The 23,452-nt window shown below is 43.2% G+C and carries 23 protein-coding genes; 21 read left to right on the forward strand and 2 right to left on the reverse strand.

Annotation, left to right across the window (positions count from 1 at the left end; translation table 11 throughout):
• The first annotated feature begins 11 nt into the window (after positions 1-11).
• Genes MLE14_RS07270 through MLE14_RS07280 form a run of 3 tightly spaced genes read left to right on the forward strand, consistent with a single transcriptional unit; the run spans position 12 to position 3,059 of the window.
• Positions 12-1,214 (forward strand): ABC transporter permease, encoded by a 1,203-nt coding sequence (locus tag MLE14_RS07270; protein WP_243297693.1) that lies wholly within the window; start codon positions 12-14, stop codon positions 1,212-1,214.
• Positions 1,211-2,356 (forward strand): ABC transporter permease, encoded by a 1,146-nt coding sequence (locus MLE14_RS07275; protein WP_243297694.1) that lies wholly within the window; start codon positions 1,211-1,213, stop codon positions 2,354-2,356. Before MLE14_RS07270 ends, MLE14_RS07275 begins: the two co-directional genes overlap by 4 nt.
• A complete protein-coding gene (locus MLE14_RS07280; protein ID WP_243297695.1) occupies positions 2,337-3,059 on the forward strand; it encodes an ABC transporter ATP-binding protein in 723 nt (240 codons plus the stop codon). The genes MLE14_RS07275 and MLE14_RS07280 overlap by 20 nt, the downstream gene beginning before the upstream one ends.
• A gap of 84 nt (positions 3,060-3,143) precedes the next feature.
• Here the strand turns inward: MLE14_RS07280 and MLE14_RS07285 are convergent, their stop codons facing one another.
• The gene (locus MLE14_RS07285) at positions 3,144-3,317 is read right to left on the reverse strand and encodes a hypothetical protein (protein WP_243297696.1); all 174 of its coding nucleotides are present in this window, start codon (positions 3,315-3,317) and stop codon (positions 3,144-3,146) included.
• A 1,066-nt stretch (positions 3,318-4,383) separates the two neighbouring features.
• Between MLE14_RS07285 and MLE14_RS07290 the strand changes: the two genes are divergently transcribed.
• The 15 genes from MLE14_RS07290 to spoIID all read left to right on the forward strand — a co-directional run bounded on the left by MLE14_RS07290 (position 4,384) and on the right by spoIID (position 19,966).
• Positions 4,384-4,764 carry an NADH-quinone oxidoreductase subunit A gene (locus MLE14_RS07290; RefSeq protein ID WP_390628430.1) on the forward strand — a complete coding sequence of 127 codons (381 nt, stop codon included), beginning with the start codon at positions 4,384-4,386 and terminating at the stop codon, positions 4,762-4,764.
• Positions 4,755-5,267 carry a NuoB/complex I 20 kDa subunit family protein gene (locus tag MLE14_RS07295; protein WP_243297697.1) on the forward strand — a complete coding sequence of 171 codons (513 nt, stop codon included), beginning with the start codon at positions 4,755-4,757 and terminating at the stop codon, positions 5,265-5,267. The genes MLE14_RS07290 and MLE14_RS07295 overlap by 10 nt, the downstream gene beginning before the upstream one ends.
• Positions 5,268-5,269: 2 nt before the next feature.
• On the forward strand, positions 5,270-6,799 hold the full coding sequence (locus tag MLE14_RS07300) for an NADH-quinone oxidoreductase subunit C (RefSeq protein WP_243297698.1): 1,530 nt from the start codon (positions 5,270-5,272) through the stop codon (positions 6,797-6,799).
• Positions 6,800-6,802: 3 nt separating this feature from the next.
• A complete protein-coding gene (locus MLE14_RS07305) occupies positions 6,803-7,903 on the forward strand; it encodes an NADH-quinone oxidoreductase subunit D (protein ID WP_243297699.1) in 1,101 nt (366 codons plus the stop codon).
• Between the two features lie 5 nt (positions 7,904-7,908).
• Positions 7,909-8,904 (forward strand): NADH-quinone oxidoreductase subunit NuoH, encoded by a 996-nt coding sequence (gene nuoH, locus MLE14_RS07310; RefSeq protein WP_390628432.1) that lies wholly within the window; start codon positions 7,909-7,911, stop codon positions 8,902-8,904.
• A gap of 60 nt (positions 8,905-8,964) precedes the next feature.
• Positions 8,965-9,384 carry an NADH-quinone oxidoreductase subunit NuoI gene (gene nuoI, locus MLE14_RS07315; RefSeq protein WP_243297700.1) on the forward strand — a complete coding sequence of 140 codons (420 nt, stop codon included), beginning with the start codon at positions 8,965-8,967 and terminating at the stop codon, positions 9,382-9,384.
• A 2-nt stretch (positions 9,385-9,386) separates the two neighbouring features.
• Complete coding sequence (locus MLE14_RS07320; RefSeq protein WP_243297761.1) at positions 9,387-9,908, forward strand: NADH-quinone oxidoreductase subunit J; 522 nt, start codon at positions 9,387-9,389, stop codon at positions 9,906-9,908.
• Positions 9,905-10,219 carry an NADH-quinone oxidoreductase subunit NuoK gene (gene nuoK, locus MLE14_RS07325; RefSeq protein WP_243297701.1) on the forward strand — a complete coding sequence of 105 codons (315 nt, stop codon included), beginning with the start codon at positions 9,905-9,907 and terminating at the stop codon, positions 10,217-10,219. The genes MLE14_RS07320 and nuoK overlap by 4 nt, the downstream gene beginning before the upstream one ends.
• 58 nt (positions 10,220-10,277) lie before the next feature.
• Positions 10,278-12,146, forward strand: coding sequence for an NADH-quinone oxidoreductase subunit L (gene nuoL, locus MLE14_RS07330; RefSeq protein WP_243297702.1), 1,869 nt, complete (start codon positions 10,278-10,280; stop codon positions 12,144-12,146).
• Positions 12,143-13,657, forward strand: a complete 1,515-nt coding sequence (locus MLE14_RS07335; RefSeq protein ID WP_243297703.1) for a complex I subunit 4 family protein — start codon at positions 12,143-12,145, stop codon at positions 13,655-13,657. Before nuoL ends, MLE14_RS07335 begins: the two co-directional genes overlap by 4 nt.
• 5 nt (positions 13,658-13,662) lie before the next feature.
• A complete protein-coding gene (gene nuoN, locus MLE14_RS07340; protein ID WP_243297704.1) occupies positions 13,663-15,171 on the forward strand; it encodes an NADH-quinone oxidoreductase subunit NuoN in 1,509 nt (502 codons plus the stop codon).
• Between the two features lie 254 nt (positions 15,172-15,425).
• Positions 15,426-15,662: a DUF1146 family protein gene (locus MLE14_RS07345; protein WP_243297705.1), complete on the forward strand. Its 237-nt coding sequence runs from the start codon at positions 15,426-15,428 to the stop codon at positions 15,660-15,662.
• Positions 15,663-16,054: 392 nt separating this feature from the next.
• Positions 16,055-16,795 carry a YwmB family TATA-box binding protein gene (locus MLE14_RS07350; RefSeq protein ID WP_243297706.1) on the forward strand — a complete coding sequence of 247 codons (741 nt, stop codon included), beginning with the start codon at positions 16,055-16,057 and terminating at the stop codon, positions 16,793-16,795.
• Between the two features lie 32 nt (positions 16,796-16,827).
• Positions 16,828-18,132: a UDP-N-acetylglucosamine 1-carboxyvinyltransferase gene (murA, locus tag MLE14_RS07355; protein ID WP_243297707.1), complete on the forward strand. Its 1,305-nt coding sequence runs from the start codon at positions 16,828-16,830 to the stop codon at positions 18,130-18,132.
• Between the two features lie 808 nt (positions 18,133-18,940).
• Positions 18,941-19,966 (forward strand): stage II sporulation protein D, encoded by a 1,026-nt coding sequence (gene spoIID / locus MLE14_RS07360; RefSeq protein ID WP_243297708.1) that lies wholly within the window; start codon positions 18,941-18,943, stop codon positions 19,964-19,966.
• A 40-nt stretch (positions 19,967-20,006) separates the two neighbouring features.
• Here the strand turns inward: spoIID and MLE14_RS07365 are convergent, their stop codons facing one another.
• On the reverse strand, positions 20,007-20,480 hold the full coding sequence (locus tag MLE14_RS07365; protein WP_243297709.1) for a VanZ family protein: 474 nt from the start codon (positions 20,478-20,480) through the stop codon (positions 20,007-20,009).
• A 162-nt stretch (positions 20,481-20,642) separates the two neighbouring features.
• Here MLE14_RS07365 and MLE14_RS07370 point away from each other — a divergent pair, with 162 nt between their 5' ends.
• The 3 genes from MLE14_RS07370 (at position 20,643) to MLE14_RS07380 (ending at position 23,451) form a co-directional block, all read left to right on the forward strand.
• On the forward strand, positions 20,643-21,554 hold the full coding sequence (locus tag MLE14_RS07370) for a M23 family metallopeptidase (RefSeq protein ID WP_243297710.1): 912 nt from the start codon (positions 20,643-20,645) through the stop codon (positions 21,552-21,554).
• 318 nt (positions 21,555-21,872) lie between these two features.
• Entirely contained in the window at positions 21,873-22,649 is a 777-nt protein-coding gene (locus MLE14_RS07375; RefSeq protein ID WP_243297711.1) for an N-acetylmuramoyl-L-alanine amidase, read from the forward strand.
• A 190-nt stretch (positions 22,650-22,839) separates the two neighbouring features.
• The gene (locus MLE14_RS07380; RefSeq protein WP_243297712.1) at positions 22,840-23,451 is read left to right on the forward strand and encodes a pyroglutamyl-peptidase I; all 612 of its coding nucleotides are present in this window, start codon (positions 22,840-22,842) and stop codon (positions 23,449-23,451) included.
• Position 23,452 lies beyond the last annotated feature (1 nt).

The following is a 23,452-nucleotide window of genomic DNA, read 5'->3' on the forward strand; positions in this document are numbered from 1 at the left end:
AGGTGTAAATCATGGGGAAAGTAAAGGCCCTATTAAACTTACAATTTAAAACAGTGATCAAACAATGGAAGCTGCTTTTAGCAAGCTTCCTTGTTCCTATTCTGGTTGTAACTGGAATCGGGCTTCTTGTCTCATCCCTTTTTGAACCGGAATTGAGAGAACCATTCAAGGTTGCCATTGTAGACAAGGAAAGCAGTATGGAAACCGGATATATTATTCAGCATCTGACAGAGGCTGAGCACATGAAGTCGATGTTTTCAGTAATTGAAACAACAGAAGAAGAGGCTTTTCAGCTTCTTGAACAAGATGAAATAGCGGCCGTTATGATTATCCCCGATCAGTTTAGTAAGGATATCGCCAGAGGCATCAATACACCAGTGAAGGTCGTTGGGAACTCCCAGCGGCCTTTCCAATCTCAAATGATTCGGCATTTCATGGAAAGTGCAGCTGACTTTGTCTCTGCAGCACAAAGCGGCGTCAACACAGTCGATGCGTTTCTTCGCGAGGCAAATGTTTCAAGAGAGATGATTAGACAGGCATTTCAGACAAGCATTGTAGATTTTAGCTTTCATGCCCTCGGCCGAAATGATGTGTATGAAGAAGTAGTAGTCGATCAATTGCACACGACTGATTTAGAACAATACTACTTGGGTTCAGGCTTAATTGGAATTGTCATGATATGGGCATTCTTTTCCCTATGGCTAACAAGAGGATCAATGGAAAATACGGTTCTCCGCCGTCTAGTCGTGTCTGGCGTAACAACCAGACATCGGTTTACGGCAAGACTCATCTCAACCTTTATAATCGTCTTAATCCAATTAGTACTGCTGACACCATTCATATGGGATATGATATCTCAGCCGATTCGATTGTTCCTTTACTTATTGTTAATGGGATTCATGTTCATCACTTGTTTCTTATTAATCGAAGCCATCACCATGAACGAGAAGCCCATGCTTATTGTGAGTACAATCATGCTTTTAATCTTTTTATTGCTTGGAGGACATATCCTGCCGACCGTATACCTGCCAGCCTGGCTTGAAAATGTATCTGCTTTACTGCCAAACTACTGGGCCATGAATGGATACTCTATGATAGTGTCGGAGCAGGAAGGATTGACGGGGGTAATCCTTGCTTCAGTATGTTTTATGCTCGTCTTTTGGCTAGCTGCTTATCTGTTTGAAAAAATCAGGGTAAGGAGGGTGATTACATGAGTCGCTCCCTCTTTATACTCCAGCTAACTTTATTTTTGAAAAAACCGGTGAAGCTTCTCTTAACTTTGTTTATACCATTTATGTGTACATGGCTTATTTTCAGCTTACTCGAGGAAACACAGGAAAATGCAGCTATTCCGATTGTGATTGTAGATGAGGATCAGAGTGAAACATCTGCATTAATAATCGAACGGATAAAGGAATTAGAGGAAATAGAAGTCAGTCAATTAAAACATGAAGAAGCTGAAAGACTACTTTTACAGGGGAAAATCGATAGCATTTTTGTTTTTACAAAAGGCTTCGAAGAAAAATTAAAAGAAGAAGACCGGGATCAAACCATTCTTGTAAAAAGAACTTCGAACGCCATCGCTTACGGAATTGTGCAGGAGCTTTTAGCCAGCGAGGTTACGAGAATATCCAGCAATATGAAGGCAGCAAATACTGTGGTGCAATACTATCGCTCATTGCAGCCTGAACTTGAGACGGACAAGGTTTGGGAAGAAGCCTATCTTCACTCAGACCAGTATTGGGATCCGGAACCACTCATGGGAATTGAATATGAAATGTACGATGTAAAAGCCCAAACCATAGAGACTGCCGATACCGGATTTACAGCGGATTTTTGGCAGATTTGGAGCTTTATGACGCTGTTAATGGTTCTCACATCATTTCAATGGTACATCCGCGTTAAAGATGAGGCGCTTGCAACAAGAATGAAGACTACTTTGGGCGGTACTCAAGTCTATGTACTCGGTGTTGGCGGAGCCCATTTATTGCTGCAAGTAGTCCAAGGTGTCATTTCCGTGATTTTATATAACGTTTTCTTTGAAACAGACTGGAGGCAAATGGGCTACGTAATTTGGTTAACCGTGATTGCATTTGCGCTCGGACTCCTGCTAGCCCATTACCTTCATAATAAAGGAAGTTATTATGTGACCGCGTTCTTCTTAAGCGGCCTGTTTGCGGTATTGGGCGAAAGCTTTTTCCCGATTTCCGATCTCTATGCGCCGCTAGAAAAAGCAGCCTTTCTTTCCCCGATCGGCACCGTTCAGGGCGAAATCGTAAGCTGGATTAGCTGGTCCCTTTTGGCAATCGTAATTGGAATATGGGTGACAAGAAAGAGTGGTGAACGGATTGATTAACGTACAGGATGTAAAAAAGAAATACGGAAAGCACGAATCCTTAAAGGGCATCTCGTTTTCCATTGAAAAAGGTGAAGTTTTTGGTCTCATTGGCCCCAATGGTGCGGGAAAATCAACATTGTTATCTATTATGGCGACTATTCTTCAGCCAACTGCAGGCACCATCATCATTGATGGCAAGGACGTGAAAAAACAGGCAAAAGACATCCGCCGCAGACTCGGATTTGTCCCGCAGGATCTCGCCCTTTGGCCAGAGCTCACAGTCGAAGAGAATATGATTTTCTGGAGCAAGCTGACCAATCCAAAAGTCGATAAAAGTGAATTACTCGGCCATTGCGAACAGGTAGGTCTCAAGGAAAAATGGAAGACAAAAGTTTCAGCTCTCTCAGGAGGAATGAAGCGAAAGCTTAACATTGCCGTAGCTCTCATCCATCAGCCGTCCATCATTATAATGGATGAACCAACTGTCGGTATTGATATTCAGTCAAAACGTGACATTAATCATTACATCCAACACCTGGCGAAAGCAGGCAAAACCATCGTATATACGACCCATGATGCCGGGGAAATTCTGCGCATGTGCGATCGAATCGGAATTTTAAACCAAGGCGAACTCAAATTTATTGGAACCATCAGCCAGGCCATGGAAAAAGCCGATTCCGAATCACTCGAAGACGTTCTCTGTACCATTGGAGAATGGTAATGATTATAGGGAACATGGCTAGCGCCGCGAAGGCGATTTCCTGTTGTGAGTATACGTTCATAAAGTGCAAAAAAAGCAGCACCTCTATTTAGGGTGCTGCTTCCTCTTTTCCATTTCATTTAATAGCCTATCTACTTCCTGCAGTCCCTCTTCATGCTCCGTTTCCAAACCTTCCCGAATAAAGTAAACAAAGATACCTAAACCGATCAAAACTAATAAGAAGCTGCCAATCGTTGCGCCCCAAAGACCAACAAACATCTGACACCCCTCCTTTGTACACCATATGCAAAAGAAAGGCGGGAATTGATAAAAAAATGGCAGTGGGAAAAATTGTGTGGGGACAGGGCAGGGGTTGAGGTTGAGCTCGGATTATTGGATTAAAGGGGTAGCTGAGTTCGGTTAACGGTTATCCAGTTCGGTTAAGTCGATTCGAGTTGGTTTATTGGGCTTCTAAGTTCGTTAAAAGGAATTTTAGTTCGTTTATAAGTCGACTGAGTTCAGTTAAATCGATCTAAGTCCGGTTAAAGAAAGGCTGAGTTCGGTTAAATGGTCGCTGAGTCCGGTTAAATTTATCTAAGTTCAGTAAATTAGATCTGAGTTCAGTTAAAAAAGCTGATAACTTCAGAAAAACGTGCAATTCGTTCCAAGTAACAGGTCCTGAGTCACGCAATAGGTGGTGCTGAGTCTGGAATAGCAGGTGCTAAGTCCGGAAAAGCGGATGCTGTGTCCGGAAGAGCGGATGCTGAGTGGAATAACCGGGTTGATTCTGGAATAACCGGGTGCTAGTCCGGAAAAGCAGGTGCTAAGTCCAGAATACCGGGTGCTGATACCGGAATAACCGGGTCTGATTCCCAAGTGTACTGAGTCCTGAATAACCGGTGCTAAATCCGGAAAAGCGGGTGCTGAGTCTGGAATAACCGGGTACTAGTCCGGGATATCGGCTACTAGTACAGAATATCCGCTACTGAATCCAGAATAACGGCACTGAGTTCGCATTAACACCCTAAGATTTCCGAAAACATCAGTACCAAATCCTCCCCCCCCCCCCCGAAAAACAAGTCTTAAACTCTGATTAATCGGACTCCGCTCTTTAAAACCGGCCTTTCATAAAATAAAACATATAACTAAGCTAAATCAAACCATGCAACATCAACCCCACCACACCATCTCCTGAAAAATAACGTTTAAGAGTGATAGAATGCTATCCTATCACATACAAATTAGAGTAATAGGAAATCTGCTAGAGTTTGCAGCCAGTATTTGCTATAATGACCCTAGAATTACTAATATTGTGATGATTCTAAAAATTGAAAAACGGGAAGGGATGCGTTTGGACATTTTACATGTTTACCAAAATCATTATTTAATGATTTTAGCTTTTTTAGTAGTGGGGATGATGCTCCCAGTTGTTGCATTAACCCTAGGAAAACTCCTCAGACCGAACGTGCCGCAACCGGCCAAGTATACGACCTATGAAAGCGGGATTGATCCGTTTCATGATTCAAGAGTTCAGTTTAACGTTCGTTACTACATGTTTGCTCTTCTTTTTGTCATCTTTGATGTTGAGACTGTGTTTTTATATCCATGGGCGGTTGCCTATGAAGAACTCGGAATCTTCGCCCTCATTGAAATGCTCATCTTTGTTGTCATGCTTCTGATCGGATTAATCTACGCTTGGAAAAAGAAGGTGTTGAAATGGATGTAAAATTAGAAGCATTCTCACCGCTTGAAGAGGCAGAGGTCAAGCGTAATGTGTTTTTTTCGACATTGGAACAGCTGAAGGGCTGGGCCAGAAGCAATTCATTATGGCCGATGACGTTTGGATTGGCCTGTTGTGCGATTGAAATGATGGGTGTTGGGGGTGCCCACTACGATGTCGACCGTTTTGGATCGTTCTTCCGTACATCCCCTAGACAATCAGATGTGATGATTGTGTCAGGAACAGTAACTAAGAAGATGGCACCGATTGTTAGAAGATTATATGATCAGATGCCCGAGCCGAAATGGGTAATAGCCATGGGTTCTTGTGCAACAGCTGGCGGCCCGTACGTCACCTCCTACTCCGTTGTGAAAGGAGTGGATCAGGTCGTACCTGTTGATGTATACATACCAGGTTGTCCACCCAACCCGGCAGCACTTATTTACGGGATAAATAAATTAAAGGAAAAAATCAGATACGAGGCAACAACCGGGAAGAAGGTGAGGTAATCGTGTCAGAGGAAAATAAAAGAGAGGATCGGATGGAAGCGGAAGGGCTTGACCCAATAGGTCCAGAAGATCAAAAAAATCAAAAGGGACAAACAGCAGATGAAAGCGTTAACAACCAGGAAGCGGAAACAGACGATTCGGTAAAATCACAAGGTGCTGCAGAGCCAGTAGTTAGTGAGACTGCTGAGGAAATAGAGGGGAATGAGATTATACTCTCCGGAAACAAAAGCGAATCACCAAAGGAAGAAGGCGTAGAAGATCCTTCAGTACAAGAGGTGACCATCGAGGGAGAGCAGTTTGAAACAGAGGAACAAGAGGTAGATCAGACTTCTGACTTTTATCACAAAGCTGAATCGGGGGAAACGGAAACCGAGGCTAAGGAAAAAGAAACCAGTGAGCGCCAAGCCTTGTCCGATCGAGATGTAGATGAACGAGCACAAAGACTTGCAGCTGCCAATGAGCAAGCAGCCGCTGTTATGAAATCCAGAGAAGAAGCCCAAGTGACCCAGCCCGGCAATCAGCCCGCCACCCTAGACGCAACCGCCGATGAAAGAGCGAAACGAATCGCTGAAGCAAAAGCGAAATCCGCTGCAGCCAGAAAGGCCAGAGAAGAAGCTCAAGCGACCCAGCCCGTCGATCAGGCAGCCAACCCAGATACAGCCGCGGATGAAAGAGCGAAACGAATTGCAGAGGCAAAAGCGAAAGCGGCTGCAGCCAAAAAGGCCAGAGAAGAAGCCCAAGCGACCCAGCCCGGCGATCAGGCAGCCAACCCAGACGCAGCCGCGGATGAAAGAGCGAAACGAATTGCAGAGGCAAAAGCGAAAGCCGCAGCAGCCAAAAAGGCCAGAGAAGAAGCCCAAGCGACCCAGCCCGGCGATCAGGCAGCCAACCTAGATACAGCCGCGGATGAAAGAGCGAAACGAATCGCAGAGGCGAAAGCGAAAGCGGCCGCAGCTGCAAAAGCAAGAGGGGAAGCTGGTGCTGATAGAGCGAGACCGGAACGGCCAAGACGGGCCCGGGAAGAGAAGGCAGAACCGGAAGAGCTGCCGCCATCGCCATTGCAGCCATTATTAGATAAATATGTAGCGATTTTAAAGAAGGAACTCGGGGACGATTGTTTAGAAGAGGCGTACATAAATCGGCTGTCCAAGGATGTGCCGTCATTAGTAGCCAAAAAGGAAACGTATCTCCGAATCGCAGAGACTCTCTATAAACATCCGGAACTCGATTTCAATTTTCTTTCTGAATTGCACGGAACGGATTTTCAAACGCATATGGAAGTCTATCTGCACCTTTTCTCATTTACACATAAGCACTCGGTTGCGTTAAAAGTGAAGCTTGACCGGGACAACCCAGAGATAGAATCAGTCACGCAGCTTTGGGCCGGGGCGAATTGGCCAGAATGTGAGGCCTACGATTTATTAGGCATTCGCTTTAGCGGTCATCCGAAGCTGCACAGGATTTTTCTAGGAGAGGATTGGGTAGGTCACCCCCTCCGCAAAGATTACGAACCGTACGATGTGGAGGTGTAGGGTATGATACGGACTGAAGAAATGCTGTTAAACGTGGGTCCTCAGCACCCGAGTACCCACGGCGTTTTCAGGCTTGTTATCAAAATTGATGGAGAAATCATTAAAGAGGCAACCCCAGTCATTGGTTATTTACACCGGGGTACTGAAAAAATCGCTGAAAATCTGCAGTTCACGCAAATTATCCCATATACGGACCGAATGGATTACCTTGCAGCGATGACAAACAATTATGTCATTTGCCATGCAGTCGAAACAATGATTGGAGCTCAGATTCCGGAGCGGGCTGAATACTTAAGGGTACTCGCGATGGAACTCGGCAGAATTGCCAGCCACCTGGTTTGGTGGGGCACCTATTTGCTAGATATCGGAGCGGTCAGTCCATTTTTATATGCCTTCCGTGAGCGGGAAATGATTATCAATCTTTTAAATGAGCTTTCTGGCGGCAGGCTGACCTTCAATTATATGAGGGTAGGCGGGGTCAAATGGGATGCACCGCCTGGCTGGGTCGAGAAAGTTCGCGACTTTGTTCCGTATATGCGGGAGCAATTAAAGGGCTATCACCAGCTCGTCACAGGAAATGAAATTTTTCAAAACCGGATCAAAGGCGTGGGAGCGTACACCAAAGAGGACGCGATTAACTATAGCCTGAGCGGGGCAAACCTCCGTTGTACCGGGGTGAAATGGGATTTGCGGAAAGACGAACCATATTCGATTTATGACCGGTTCGACTTTGATGTTCCGACTCAAGATTCAGGGGATGCCTGGGCCCGTTATCAATGCCGTCTTGCAGAAATCGAAGAATCACTCAAAATTGTCGAGCAAGCCTGTGAACAGTTCCCAAAGGATGGGGAGATTATGGGGAAGGTTCCACGGGTAATCAGGCCGCCGCAGGGAGAGGCGTTTGTCCGAATCGAATCGCCGCGCGGCGAGATTGGCTGCTATATTGCAAGTGACGGTAAAAAAGAGCCATACCGTCTAAAGTTCAGACGGCCGTCCTTTTATAACCTGCAAATTTTACCGAAGCTCCTAGAAGGTCAGAATATGGCCAACTTAATCGCCATCTTAGGTGCGATTGACATTGTGCTAGGGGAGGTGGACGGATAATGGATATGTGGGTTCAAAATGCGCCTGCCTTCACAAGCTTTCTCATGTACGTTGTTTTTTCGGCACTTTTGTTGTTTGCCGTCCTCGGCTTCGTTACTTATGCAATCCTGGCCGAACGAAAAGTGATGGGCTTCATGCAGCTCCGTCACGGGCCAAACCAGGTAGGCGGACGCTATGGACTACTGCAAACGGTCGCTGACGTTCTAAAGCTATTAATCAAGGAAGATATTATTCCGAAGGTGGCAGATCGCCCCTTGTTTATTTTGGCGCCTGTGATTGCTTTTACACCTGCATTTTTAGTGGTTGCAGTGATTCCATTTACGGAAAACCTGCAGTTTGCAGACATTGGAGTGGGTCTGCTTTATTACATTGGGATTTCAGGCTTATCAACTCTTGGCATTATTGCAGGGGGGTGGGCCTCTAACAATAAATACTCACTGATTGGCGGGATGCGGGCGGCCGCGCAGATGATCTCCTATGAAATACCGCTCGTGATGTCGCTTGTCGGGGTTATTTTATTGGCAGGTTCTATTAATCTGGTAGAGATTGTGGAAGCACAGGAATCCGTTTGGTTTATCCTGTACCAACCAGTTGCATTCATCATTTTTCTGATTGCCTCAGTGGCTGAGCTGAACCGCACGCCTTTTGATTTGCCAGAGGCTGAATCAGAGCTTGTCGCCGGATACCATGTGGAATATTCAGGCTTCCGTTTTGCCTTCTTTATGCTTGCCGAATATGTGTACTTGTTTGCCATGGCAGGGTTAACTACCGCTCTATTTTTAGGAGGCTGGCTGCCGCTTCCGTTCTTAGGTTTTATACCAGGAGCGGTTTGGTTCAGTATTAAATTTATAATTATCGTCTTTTTGCTGCTTTGGATTCGTTTTACATTCCCAAGACTCCGTGCCGACCAATTAATGGAGTTTGGCTGGAAGGTACTGCTCCCAGTGGCGCTGGCCAACATTTTTGTAACAGCTTTGATCAAAGGGTTATTCACGATGTAAGGGAGCTGACAACGTAAACTAATGCCAGACTCCATACGACCAATGGAAGGAGGAAAAAGGATGCTCGGATTAGCGAAAGGATTAGCCTATACGTTAAAAAACCTTTCTAAAAAGAAGGTAACGTATGACTATCCGAATCAGTCAATCCAAATGCCGGACCGATTTCGGGGGATTCAAAAATTTTATCCCGAAAAATGTATTGTTTGTAACCAATGCGTCAATATCTGTCCTACGAATTGCATTTCATTAACCGGCAAAAAACATCCAGATCCATCAAAACGCGGAAAAATTATTGAAACCTATGATATTAATTTTGAGATTTGTATTTTATGTGATTTATGTACAGAGGTTTGTCCGACTGAGGCGATTGTGATGACGAATAACTTTGAATTAGCTGAATACAGTAGAGATAACTTGTTTAAAGATCTCGAATGGCTCAATGAAAACGATGAAAACATTCGGGAGGAGAATACCGTATGACCATCACTTTTTCAGGGGAACTCCTCATCTTTCTTTTACTATCTATTGTCAGTTTAGTCGGAGGAATTCTTCTGCTTCAGCTAAAAAAAGTTGTCCATATGGTACTCGCCCTCGTCTTGACCTTTGTCAGCCTGGCTGGGATTTATGTCATGCTTTCAGCTGAATTCGTAGCAGTCGTGCAAATCCTTATTTATTCGGGTGCTGTTACCATTATTATGCTGTTTGGCATTATGCTGACACGCCATTTGGACGAGGAGCAGAAGGACCGGGACAAAGGGCGAAAATTTCTGCTCTTTTTAGGAATCATGGTCTTTGCCGTTGTCGTATACTACGGCATTTTCCGATTAAACATCCCTGAGGCAGCTTCTAATTTGCATATAGAAAATACGAAGCAAATCGGAATTGAGCTCTTTTCCAAATATGTGATCCCGTTTGAATTAGCATCGGTTCTGCTGCTTGTAGCACTAGTGGGGGCCATTGTTTTAGCCAAAAAAGATGATGAAAAAGAGGAGGGATCCTCGTGAGCGCTGTTCCTGTTTCAGCCTATTTAACTCTGGCCCTGATCTTATTTTGTATCGGACTTTATGGAGCTCTCACTAAGAAAAATACGGTGATTGTCTTAATCTGTATCGAATTAATGCTCAATTCAGTGAATTTAAATTTAGTTGCCTTCGCTAAACTGGGGGTGGCCCCAAGTTTAACAGGGCAGGTTTTTTCACTCTTTACCATCACCATTGCCGCGGCTGAAGCGGCTGTAGGACTGGCGATTGTGATGGCACTGTATCGAAATCGGAAATCTGTACACACCGACGACTACCAAACAATGAAACACTAATTCTTTTCTGTCTGTACTTTCACATTAAGTACGGGTAGATGGGAGGATTGTGATAAACATGATGGAACAAGCGTGGCTCATCCCGCTGATTCCCTTGGCTGCATCTCTGGTTCTGCTTATAATTGGGAAAAGGCTGGGAGAAGCAAGTGCTTATATTGGAATAGGTGCTGTCTTTCTTTCGTTCTTGTCATCCATTTTCGTAATAATCGAGCGCTTTACGGCTACCACTGTAAGCCTTGAGTGGGAATGGTTTACGTTAGGAGACATCATCTTGACAGCAGGAATCGAAGTAACGGCCTTGAATAGTATAATGCTGTTTGTCGTTTCGATTGTAAGCTTACTCGTTCATATGTATGCGAAGGGGTATATGCATGGTGAGGAGAGGTTTTCAACGTTTTTTGCCTATTTAAGCTTTTTCACCTTTGCAATGCTCGCCTTAGTGATCTCACCAAACCTTTTGCAAATCTACATATTCTGGGAGCTAGTCGGACTTGGCTCATTTTTATTGATTGGCTTTTATTATCAAAAACATGCAGCGAAACAAGCTGCGAAAAAAGCATTTATCATGACAAGAATCGGGGATGTCGCATTTTTAGCGGGAATCATCCTTTTGTATATTGAGACAGGCAGCTTCCGGCTTACCGATATTTATCAGGCTGCGGATGCGAATCTCTTGTCAGCGGAGATTGCAACTCTTAGTGCTCTATTCATTTTTGTCGGGGCAGTAGGAAAATCAGGGCAATTTCCGCTCCACACCTGGCTTCCGGATGCAATGGAGGGGCCAACTCCTGTATCGGCTTTAATCCACGCAGCAACGATGGTGGCAGCTGGTGTTTACTTAGTCGCGATATTATTTCCGTTGTTTAGCTTGAGTGAGACTGCGATGTATATGGTCTCTTTAATTGGCGGATTCACTGCGATATTTGCAGCATCGATCGCCCTCGTGCAAAACGACATCAAGCGGGTTCTTGCATACTCAACTGTCAGCCAACTGGGCTATATGATGCTTGCATTAGGATCAGCCGGTTATGTGGCAGCCGTTTTTCACTTAACCACTCATGCCTTTTTTAAAGCTCTCTTATTCCTGGCTGCAGGAAGTGTGATTCATGCGACCGGTACTCAGGACATACGAGAAATGGGCGGATTAAAGGATAAACTGAAATCGACAGCTCCTCTTTTCTTAATAGGGACCCTTGCCATCACTGGAGTTCCATTGCTTTCAGGCTTTTTCAGTAAAGATGAAATCCTGCTCGCTGCCTGGAGCGGTGGGAACGTAATATTATTTGTTATCGCACTTGTCACGACCTTTTTAACCGGATTCTATATGTTCCGGCTTTACTTCTTAGTCTTTCATGGCAAGGCGAGTGTCAAGCAGAGAAAGGTTCACGAATCTCCTAATGTAATGGTTGTACCTATGGCGGTACTGGCGTTCTTTGCGATATTCAGCGGCTATATACAAACTCCTTGGTTCGGACACTTTTTGGGTGATTGGCTGGTTGAAGGAACCAACCTGTTCGGAGCTTCCCATGCTGAAGGGCCGATTTGGATTATGCTCGCATCGATCTTCCTCTCGCTTGGAGGAATTGGACTTGCTTATTGGACCTATGGGAAGGGGAATCTATCCAAAGAAACTGCGACATCCGCTTTACCGCTTACAGTGCAAGTCTTACAAAATAAGTATTATATCGATGAAATCTACGAAGCGACCATTGTGCGTGTAACCAGATGGATCAGCCTGCTGTTTCAATGGATAGACCGATATATTGTTTCGGGCATCGTCCGCGGGATTGCCATGCTGGTCGTCCAGCTGGGGAGACAAGGAGCAAAATGGCAGAATGGTCAGGTCCAGTGGTACGGTAGTGTGGCATTTTTAGGATTAGCAGTACTTGTAGCAATTTATATGCTGACGGGAGGGGTTCTTAAATGAGTTTTCCATTACTTTCAACCATCATTTTAGCTCCTCTTCTCGGTGTGGCGATTCTTGTTTTTATTCCAAAAGAAAACAAACGGTTGATCCAGGCAATTGGGATTTTAGCGACAATTCCGTCACTGGTTCTTACATTGGCTGCTTATATCATGTCACAAACAGGCTCGGATGTTCTTGCCTGGAAAGAAAAACTGACATGGTTTCGTTTGGGTACAGAGGAACAGTATGGCCAGCATCTCTATTCGATTGATTACGAGGTTGGTGTCAATGGATTTTCGCTGCTGCTTCTGGTATTGACGGCTTTTATTGCCACAATGGCAGCGATTGCTTCCTTGCGTATCACAAAGGAATGGAAAGGGTATTTTCAGCTATTTTTATTGCTTGAGCTAGGAATGCTTGGTGTATTTGCGGCTGAAAATATGATTCTATTTTTCTTGTTCTTTGAAATCACGCTTGTATCAACGTTTTTCCTGATTGGAAAATGGGGCTATACCTATAAAGAAAAAGCAGCATACAGCTTTTTACTCTATAACGGGCTCGGTTCAGCCATTCTCCTCATTGTCATTACAATCTTGTTTGCGAAAACCGGTACCGTTACGTTTGATTTATTAGGGGATGTGCTGCAGGACGAAGCCACGTTTGATTTAGTAAATATCACTCCTGCTCTTAGGATGGGAATTCTCATTGCGATTCTTATTGCATTTGGGATTAAATTGCCGATATTCCCATTCCATACATGGATGGTTCATGTGCACACACAAGCACCGCCACCTGTTGTTATGATTCACTCGGGTATTCTTTTAAAAATTGGGGCGTATGGCTTGATTCGGTTTGGGATGGAGCTCTTCCCGCAAGAATTTGCTCGCATAGGTGGGGTTATCATAATCCTCGGGCTGATCAATCTTTTATACGGGGCATTCCTTGCCTTAATTCAAGATGACTTGAAAAAGGTTTTAGCCTACTCTTCAGTCTCCCATATGGGGATTGTGCTAATTGGGTTAGGTGCAGTGAATTCGGAAGGTCTTCAGGGTGCGATGTTCCAAGTCATTTCCCATGGATTGATTTCAAGCCTCTTCTTCTTCCTTATTGGAGTATTGTATGCAAGAACTGGAACAACTAATATTTCCGAGCTTGGGGGCTTGGTTAAATCGGTACCAGTCATCGCCGGGCTTCTTCTGTCGACCGGACTTGCTTATCTGGGAATTCCTGGGATGTCTGGCTTTATCAGCGAATTTACCGCCTTTGTTGGTGTATTTAAATCGAACCCGATTGCAGGATATATCGGCCTGTTAGGACTGATTTTAACTGCTGTCTACGTATTAAGAGCTGTTCTTGGAATCACATATGGGGAACCGAAACGAAAACAAGTGCGGGTTGATTTAAATCCGATAGAGTGGGTTCCTTCAGGTTTATTAACGCTTTCGATTATTGCCATTGGCGTATTTCCTGCCATTCTGACAGAACCACTCTTTACATCACTACAAGCCATCATAGCAGGAATAGGGGGGTGACGTGAATGGACTGGGAAACATTAAAACTGTTTGAATGGGAAATGATGGCTCCAGAATTTATAATATTTGGCGCAGCAGCTGTCTTGAGTTTGCTGGATTTGTTCCTGCCCAAAAAGGTAAACCGAAACATCATTGGCTGGCTGTCTTTAGCCAGTGTTGCGCTTGCGTTTATCGCTTTAGCCCAAGTCCTTCAGGCACCAACAGTGTCGATTCTGTTTGATACCTTTTACTTAGATGGATTTGCCAAGACGTTTAAGGTACTGCTGCTAATTGGCACAGCGTTAGTTCTCCTGATGGCAATTGGGGTTAAAAAAGAAGAAGGTCTACAAGAGTACGGGGGCGAGTTTTATTACCTCTTGCTGACGGCCCTGCTAGGCGCCATGTTTATTACATCAAGTGCCGACCTAATCACTCTCTTTGTCGGCTTAGAGCTGTTGTCGATTTCGTCTTATATTTTGGCAGGATTGAAAAAGAAAAATAAACGATCCAATGAATCAGCCATGAAATATGTCATTAACGGCGGAATAGCCTCGGCCATTCTCCTGTTTGGACTTAGTTATATTTATGGATTAAGCGGCTCAACGAACTTATCGGAAATCAGACTTGCTCTGACTTCACCGCTAAGTGAAAATTATACGTATTTACTTGGGATCGCATTTTTTATGGTTCTGGTTGGCGTAGCTTTTAAAATCGCTTCCGTTCCTTTTCAAATGTGGGCACCGGATGTATATGAAGGAGCACCGACCCCTGTAGCCGCATTCTTAAGTGTCGTTTCAAAAGCGGCAGGGTTTGTTTTATTGATTCGTTTGGCCTTGTCGATTTTCTCGGCAACACCAAGTGAAGGGCAAACAGGGACCTTATTAATTGATGCACAGGTCTATCTGGGTGTGATTGCAGCATGTACGATGATTGTCGGAAACCTGATAGCCATTCGCCAGCGCAATGTCAAACGAATGCTCGCTTACTCAAGCATTGGCCATGCCGGTTATATATTAGTGGCCTTCACCACTTTAGCACCGTTTATGTATGAGGCGATTTGGTTTTACTTATTCATCTACATTTTTATGACTCTTGGAGCCTTTGCGGTCTTACAAATGGTCACCGAAACAACTAAATCTGAGGATATCAGTTCCTTTGCAGGCCTTTACCGGAAAACACCAGTGCTCGCAGTTGCCATGGCGATATTCCTGCTTTCACTGGCAGGGATTCCAGGAACGGCTGGGTTTATCGGAAAACTTCAGATTTTAACCAATGCCTTTGTTTCACATCCAGGGCATATCATTCTGGGCACCATTATGATTCTGACCACGGTGATATCCTATGTATACTACTTCGGAGTCATGATTCAAATGTTTTTCCGCCCAGTAGATGCGAAATTAAGTACGGTTGCTGTACCGACAGGACCTGCGGTGGTTGTCGTCGTTTGTGTGGTCGCCACAATTTGGTTCGGCCTCAATCCATCCCTGGCAACCGATATTTTTCATATGACGTTTACCGGGTTTATGGATTTGTGAGGCAGGGTTGGGTGAGGAACCGGATATAAACGGTTCGAATTGGCACATAACCTGAGATGAGCGGCACATAAATTGTGTAGAACGGCGCATAGATGTGCGGAAATTGAATAAAACCAGTTTAATAGGCTAAGCCGTGGCCCCAGTGGCTGCGGCTTTATATGTGTTTTTATGCTAATAACGGATAATTGCAGGAAAGATTTTATAAACATGAACCGCCTCCACCTATGTTATCATGTAAAAAAGGAGGGATTCATATGGTGACACACTTTGGACAACAGGCACTGGTCAGTATTCTTTCACACCTTATGTTCATCGGGATCACATGGTGGGCATTACAGGCATTGCATTTTGATAAATTACTCCGGGCTAATCGAGTTGTACAAGCTAGGCTTTTATATATACTGTTAACTGTTGCTATTGGATCTAGTGTTAGTAATTTCTTCCTTGATTATTTAATTTGGTCGCAGCAGCTTCCATTACTTTTGCCATAACATTTGTTTAAAATTTAGGACTTATTTCCCTATATTTCCAACCTAATTTATATTACAATTATATTACAGAAAGAAAATTTCCTTGGGTTTTACTAGTAAGTTGGTAGGGATACTTATTTTTTTTGAATGAAGGAAACTCGCCTTGAACACCTTCTCGCGGGAAGGTGTTCGGCCTTTTTACTTTACCGATTTAAACCTCCATATTATGAAAGAAAATGTTGTAATATTCCTACCAATTTTCCCAAAAACCGACATCGATTTCATTAAACCTTGCGGACATCACGCTGTTTGACATACATAGGGTGGAACGAAGTCAAAGGATGACGACAATTACCAGGTATGCTCTTTTCTAACATGGTAAGAATGGTTAGTAAAGGAGAGGAGATAGAGAGATGAAGCGTCAATACCTGGTAGTTTGGATCGTTGGAATGTTTTGTTTGGTCTTTGGATTTTTTGGGAATATAACCTCTACGGCAAATCAGCAGCATCACATTTTTACCCTAGCGGAAGCTCTTCAAAAAGAAGGGGGCTCCATTCAAAACTGGACGATTCACGCTAGTAAATCTTATTCCCAAATTACAGATGAAGCTGAATGGACTCGACTTGTTGAATCTTTCCAACATCATTATGAGCAATTTCAATGGGATTATTCCCAAAAAAATGACCAAGGCCTCTTAACGGGACATATGAAAAAAGACGGCTACTCAATTGAGCTTCGTCTTTCTGCGACCCCCACAAATGATACCCTTCAAACGTATCTTATATATGAGGTAACGTCTCACAACTGGAATAAAAAACAAGTCAACTCCGCCATCAATGGCCTTAGTAAATTTTGGAATGAAGAATTTGCCGTACAACCCCAATTTTTTACTAGTATTGAAGGGGATTTCAGTGATACAATGGTTGAGGATTTGTCAGAGAAAGCAAATCAGATCCTCGTCAGTCTTCAAGCAGAAAAAATTGAATCCCTTCAAGAAGAAGATTTTGTTTCAGTATCCGGCTATTCAAAGAAATTAAATAATGAATTAGCCAATTTTCACAACATGAATGTTCAAATTGGACTGCGAAATGACGGATTGGGCGCAAAGACTACCTTCGTGGTAGGCACACCAATCATTACGATTGAATATTAATATAGAGAATATGGACGCGGAGGGGAATACACTTGGAAAAAATCATCGTCCGCGGCGGAAATAGGCTAGAAGGCATTGTAAAGGTTGAAGGTGCAAAGAATGCTGTATTGCCTGTCATCGCTGCATCGTTATTAGCAAGTGATGGAAAAAGTGTAATTCGTGATGTGCCAGCTCTCTCCGATGTATACACCATCAGTGAAGTTTTACGATATATTGGTGCGGATGTTACGATCCGTGAAGGTGTTGTTGAAGTAGATGCATCTAGAGAGTTAAATGAGGAAGCTCCGTTCGAATACGTAAGAAAAATGCGTGCTTCCGTGCTTGTCATGGGTTCATTATTAGCTAGAAATGGGCGTGCCCGTGTAGCCTTACCAGGTGGCTGCGCAATCGGTTCCCGTCCAATTGATCAGCATTTAAAAGGCTTTGAAGCAATGGGTGCGGTCGTAAAAGTAGGGAACGGATTTATTGACGCTGAAGTAAATGGAAAATTAAAAGGTGCCAAAGTGTATTTAGATTTCCCGAGTGTGGGAGCTACTGAAAATATTATGATGGCCGCAACATTGGCTGAAGGCACAACAATTATAGAAAACTGTGCAAAAGAACCAGAAATTGTAGATTTAGCGAACTTCTTAAATAAGATGGGTGCTCAAGTTAAGGGTGCTGGCACAGGTACCATTAAAATCGAAGGTGTAACTAGACTGTATGGTACAGAGCATGCAATTATTCCAGATCGAATTGAAGCAGGAACCTTTATGGTCGCTGCTGCGATTACACAAGGAAATGTCCTCGTACGAGGAGCCGTTCCAGAGCATTTAACGTCACTCATAGCTAAACTAGAAGAGATGGGTGTTACCGTTATTGAGGAAAACGATGGAATCCGTGTAATCGGACCAGAAAAACTAAGGGCCGTCGATATTAAAACGATGCCACATCCAGGTTTCCCTACAGATATGCAATCACAGATGATGGCTCTGCTCTTATGTGCACAAGGATCGAGCATGATTACGGAAACTGTATTTGAAAACCGCTTTATGCACGTCGAAGAATTTCGTCGCATGAATGCTGATATTAAAATTGAAGGACGTTCAGTGATTATGAATGGTCCATGTGAACTGCAAGGAGCTGAAGTAGCCGCTACTGACCTGCGTGCAGCTGCTGCGCTTATTTTAGCTGGACTTCGTGCAGAAGGTATTACTCGTGTGACCGAATTGAAGCATTTAGACCGAGGATATGTCAACTTCCACGGCAAACTCGCGATGCTCGGTGCCGATATTGAACGTGTAGCTGAAGTCGATGAATTCGCAGGTAAAACTGTGAAAAGAGAAATCGCTCAATAAGAGATAAACCCTTCATTGGATGGAGGGTTTATTTTTTTATGGTGTAAATCGAATCCGTTGCAATTAAAAAGTAAATAAAATGCCGGCTAATGGGTGATAAATGCCTTAATAACCTGATTTTTTGGCAATTTAACTGAACTCGGCATCAAATAACAGAACATAGAGCCAGATAACCGAACTTACAGCATAGATAACCGAACTTATAAATCAAAAAACCGAACTCAGGAACAGATAACTGAACTCAGAGACCGGATAACCGAACTCAGGAACAGATAACTGAACTTGGAGACCGGATAACCGAACACAGGAACAGATAACCGAACACAGAGACCGGATAACCGTACTCAGGAACAGATAACCAAACTCTCAGAGATCGGAAAACCGAACTCAGGAACAGATAACCAAACTCAGAGACCGGATAACCGAACCCAGGAACAGGTAACCAAACTCTCAGAGACTGGATAACCGAACACAGGAACAGGTAACCAAACTCTCAGAGACCGGGTAACCGAACACATAGACCCAAGAACCGAACTTAGTAACTAAAAATCCATTCGAAAATTCTTTTTCCTATTGTATGACACCATTTTTTAAATCATGAGGTGGATCATCCGTTCTTATCTTTACATTTTAATTACAAAAACGCGAACCCCCTATGTAAAATTCCCCAATTCTAGCAACTCTATTAATATTTATTTGAAACAAAACAATTCTTATCATATTTCGACCAACCCCTCCATAGATATGAAGTGTAGGTTTAAAAATTGAATCAAGGACCAACACTACCTAAGTACGGAGGCTAAAAAACATGAAGGATTGGAAATCAATTGTCGTAGTATTAACTGCAGTAAGTTTAATCATTCTATTAATTCCTACCCTGCTCGTCCTACCATCTTTGGGCAAAGACGAAAATGGAGAGCTGCAGGAAGACTTGCCGAAGCAGGAAGAGAGTGAATGGACGGCACTATTAAATGACCCAGCAGTGGAAGTTGCTGTCTACCGTACCGGATCTGAGGAAATTGAAAAATTCCCGCTGGAGCAGTACATTGTGGGAGTAGTCGCCTCTGAAATGCCAGCCGAATTTGAATTAGAAGCTTTAAAAGCACAGGCCGTAGCGGCAAGGACCTATGTAGTCAGGCAGTTAAATCAGGGGAATACGGAAAGCTTGCCGGAAGGGGCAGTCGTATCCGATTCGGTTTCACACCAGGTGTTTAAAAGTGAAGCAGAATTAAAAAAGCAATGGGGCTCCGAGTTTGAGGAGAAAATTAATAAAATCCGCCAAGCGGTTGCAGAAACAGCCGGGCAAGTTATTACCTATGACGGTAAACCGATTGATGCTTCGTTTTTCTCTACCTCCAATGGCTTCACAGAGAATTCAGAGGACTACTGGGAAAATGAAATCCCCTATTTAAGAAGCGTTGAAAGCCCTTGGGACAAAGACTCCCCGAAATTTACTCAAGAAAAAACCTTTAAGGTTCAAGAGTTTGAAGAAAAACTGGGAGTCAAAGTCACAAGTGAGGATATTGGTACGGTTCTCTCGAGAACAGAAGGAGAAAGAATTGAACAAATTAAGATTGGCGGTAAAGTATTCACAGGCCGTGAAGTAAGGGAAAAACTCGATCTCGCCTCCTCTGATTTTTCATGGGTTATGCGCGGAGACGAAATTATTGTTAAAACAGAAGGGTTTGGCCACGGAGTCGGCATGAGCCAGTACGGAGCGAACGGAATGGCGAAAGAAGGAAAGACTTATCAGGACATCGTTAAGCACTATTATAAAGATGTAACGATTGCAGAGGCCGAACCATTTTTAAAACAATATATGGTTAAAAAATAACTAAATAAGACACTCCTCCAACATCGGATGAGTGTCTTCTTTATTTTAAACCTGTCAAATAAGCCTGAAGCTTTTTCAATGTCAAACCAGGCTGTTTCGGCGGATTGGCAAAAAATGTTCGATTAATAATGAAATAGCAAACCCATACACCAATAAAATCCTTTACCAAATCAATCACCTGAAACGAACGGTAAGGCACCGTATATTGATGAAGCTCATCAACCACCCCATACAGACAAGCCCAAATAGCAGCAAACCGACTGCTTTTTAAGGTGAACTTCCCAATCATGAGGAAAAAGAGCACAATCAATATATAAAGAATCCCAAACTCTATTAAATGGAGAGATTCTTTAAACCATTTATCAAACTCGTTATCACTTACTTTGATAATCGCATCTTGGCGAAGACTGGATAGTACCCAGATTAAACCCATATATAAAAACGGAGACAGGATGAATAACCATCGGATTAACCGCCTCATCGTACCACGTTCCTTTCGAGTTGCGTAAATCATTGTAGCACACCTCTCTTCCTATTAAAAAGAATACCCTGAAAAAATTTTTAAAAAATCATGCATAAAATAGGAATTTTGTCGAAAACTAAATCCAAAAAAATTTTTTTAAGATAGGTATAGAAATAGGTTCATCTGTTCAGACTGATTGCTGAGGTGATGAAAATGAGAGAGGAAGAAAAGAAGCGATCTTCTCAAAACTCTGGCACACAACGCAAAAAATGGATTTTTCCCGCAGTCTACATTGCAGCAGCGGCCCTTTTACTCACAGGAGTGGTTTGGTTCACATCAACAGGTGATGATGTGGCACAAGAACCTACTGGCGAGAATGGTACAGTAGTTAATGAAAATGGCGAAATAGTCGAAGTTAATAATCTCTTAGAAAACTTCGTATGGCCAGTTGAAGACCAAGATGCGGTGAAAGTAGTAACTGGATATTGGGATTCTGCAGCAACTACTGAAGAACAAGAAGCAGCACTCGTATTTTATAATAATCAATATCGCCCTAACAAAGGTATCGATATTGCAATGGAAAACGGGGAAAGCTTTAATGTTGTTGCATCATTGGCAGGTCTAGTAAAAGATGTCCGCGAAGATTCAGTGCTTGGGAATGTCATTGAAATTGAACATGCAGAAGGCGTTGTGACCCAGTATCAGTCTGTGACTGACATTAAAGTCGGGGTTGGCGATCAAGTCGAGCAAGGTCAAGTACTAGCAACAGCTGGTCAAAGTCTATTAAATGAAGCAGCCGGAACTCATCTGCACTTCGAAGTACGCGTAGATGGACAAGCTGTGAACCCATTAACAGTCTTTGAAAAGCCATTAAGTGATTTATTGGAAGCTACAGCTGATGAAAAAGCTGATGCAAATGAACCAGCTGCAGAAGAACCAGCTACAGAAGATCCAGCTGCACAAGAGCCAGCTACAGAAGATCCTGCAACTGAAGAGCCAGCCGATGAAGGCCAGGTTGACGATGAGACAGATAGCAACGAAGAAACTTCCGATGAGCCAGCTGATGAAACTGGTGATAACGAAGAAGAATCTCCAGACGCTTCCATCGGACAAGATAACGCATAAAATTGGAGAGAGAACTCTTAGCTGCAAAAAGCAGGTAGGGGTTCTTTTTTTGTTTAAAAAATGATTAACTCCAAATGTCCTATGCCCAATTTCCTCAAGTTCGGTATATTTTAATTTCCAGTAGAAGAAAATTTATCCAAAATTGGTATTTTCCTCATTGCAAAAAAATATGTATTTTGATGGATGTAATCAGCAGGTATCGGATGGGAGGGTGAAACGTCAGTTTGTCCTGTTTAATGAACATCGAGTAAAACATCGGGAGTATTGAAAAGAGTATGCTGTAAACCAAAATCCATTAAAAGAGGGGGAGATAAAGGAATGTACAACGTTATCACAGTTGGTGCAGGACATAGTGAAAAATCAAATGGTGCCAACAGAAATGGATATAGGGAACACGAAGTGGTCAGGGTGTTAAAGGATAAGTTAATTGCTGCACTGCGTTCGCTGGGGCAAAAAACGGTGGACTGCACATCAGATGCAGCCACTAAAGAAGCGGTTCTGGCGGAACAAGTAAGGAAGTGCAATGCTGTAAATAAGAATGGACGATTAGACGTTTCCATCCATCTAAATGCAGGTGGCGGGACAGGGTCAGAGGTTCTTTATTTTGATCAAAAGGCATTAGCAGCAAAGATCTCCGCAAGTATAAGCAAGATTGCTGGGTGGAAAAACCGGGGGGCAAAACTTAGAAAAGATTTATATTTTCTAAGAAACACGAATGCACCCGCGATTTTGATTGAAGTCTGTTTTATCGATTCAGCATCCGATATGAAAATCCTTTACGAAAAAATGGACGAAATTGTATTTGCAATCGCAGAAGACTTAACAGGAAAAAGAGGAAAAGTTCCAACTCCGAAGCCTACTCCTATTCCAAAGCCTGAACCTGTTATTCTGAATGTTAAAGACTTTAGGATTCGTGTGAAGGCAAAAGAGCTGTGGTACTACGACAAGCCTGACTGGAATGCCAAAAAAAATGTAGTAAAAGCCGGGGAAGTGTTTACAGTAGTTGATACATTAATGGTAAACGGATCCAAAATGTATAAACTCAAGAGCGGTGTATATGTAACGGCAAATCCTAGTTTTGTAGATATAATTTAATTAACAGAGTTACTGTAAAAACAACCAATTTTCTTTTTTAACAAATAGCAGGAAGGTGGTTGTTTTTATTTTGCATAGTTGTAAAAAAGTGAATGGATTCAGAATCTACCTAAATAATTTTCATTCATTTATCGCCGCCCTAGCCCCTCATGGTAAAATAGACAAAAAGAGACAAAGAGGGGAAACCATAATGAAAACACTTCTGTTAACAGGATTCGAACCCTTTTTAGGGATGCCTATAAACCCAACTGAAAGAATAGTAAAAGCTCTTGATGAAGAAACAATTGGAGCTTACCAGATTAAAAGTGTTCTCCTTCCGGTAGACTTCGAAAAAGCACCAGATGCCTTGCTTGAAGCATTCCATCAGGTCAATCCGGATGCTGTCGTTTCACTAGGTTTAGCTGCAGGCCGGGATGCCATCACACCTGAGCGAATTGCAATCAACATTCGGGATGGCGCACCGGATAATAAGGGAGTGGTATTAGAAGATGCTCTGATTGCTGCTGAGGGACAAGACGGGTATTTTTCAAGACTTCCAATCCGCAAAATGGTCAACAAATTAAAGGAAAACGGCTTCCCAGCAAATATCTCGAATAGTGCGGGTACGTACCTTTGCAACAACGTCATGTATACAATGCTACATTATATCGACAAGGAAAACTTACAAATACCGGCAGGGTTTATCCACGTTCCAGCTTCTCATGATTTAGTCGTAGAGGGCAAGAAAAGAATGTCAAGCTGGTCACAAAGGGATTTAGAAGAGGCTATCAGAATTTGTTTACAGTGCCTGAGTGAAGAATAGG

Source organism: Bacillus litorisediminis (assembly GCF_022808645.1).
In the GTDB taxonomy this organism is placed as follows: domain Bacteria; phylum Bacillota; class Bacilli; order Bacillales; family JC228; genus Bacillus_BF; species Bacillus_BF litorisediminis.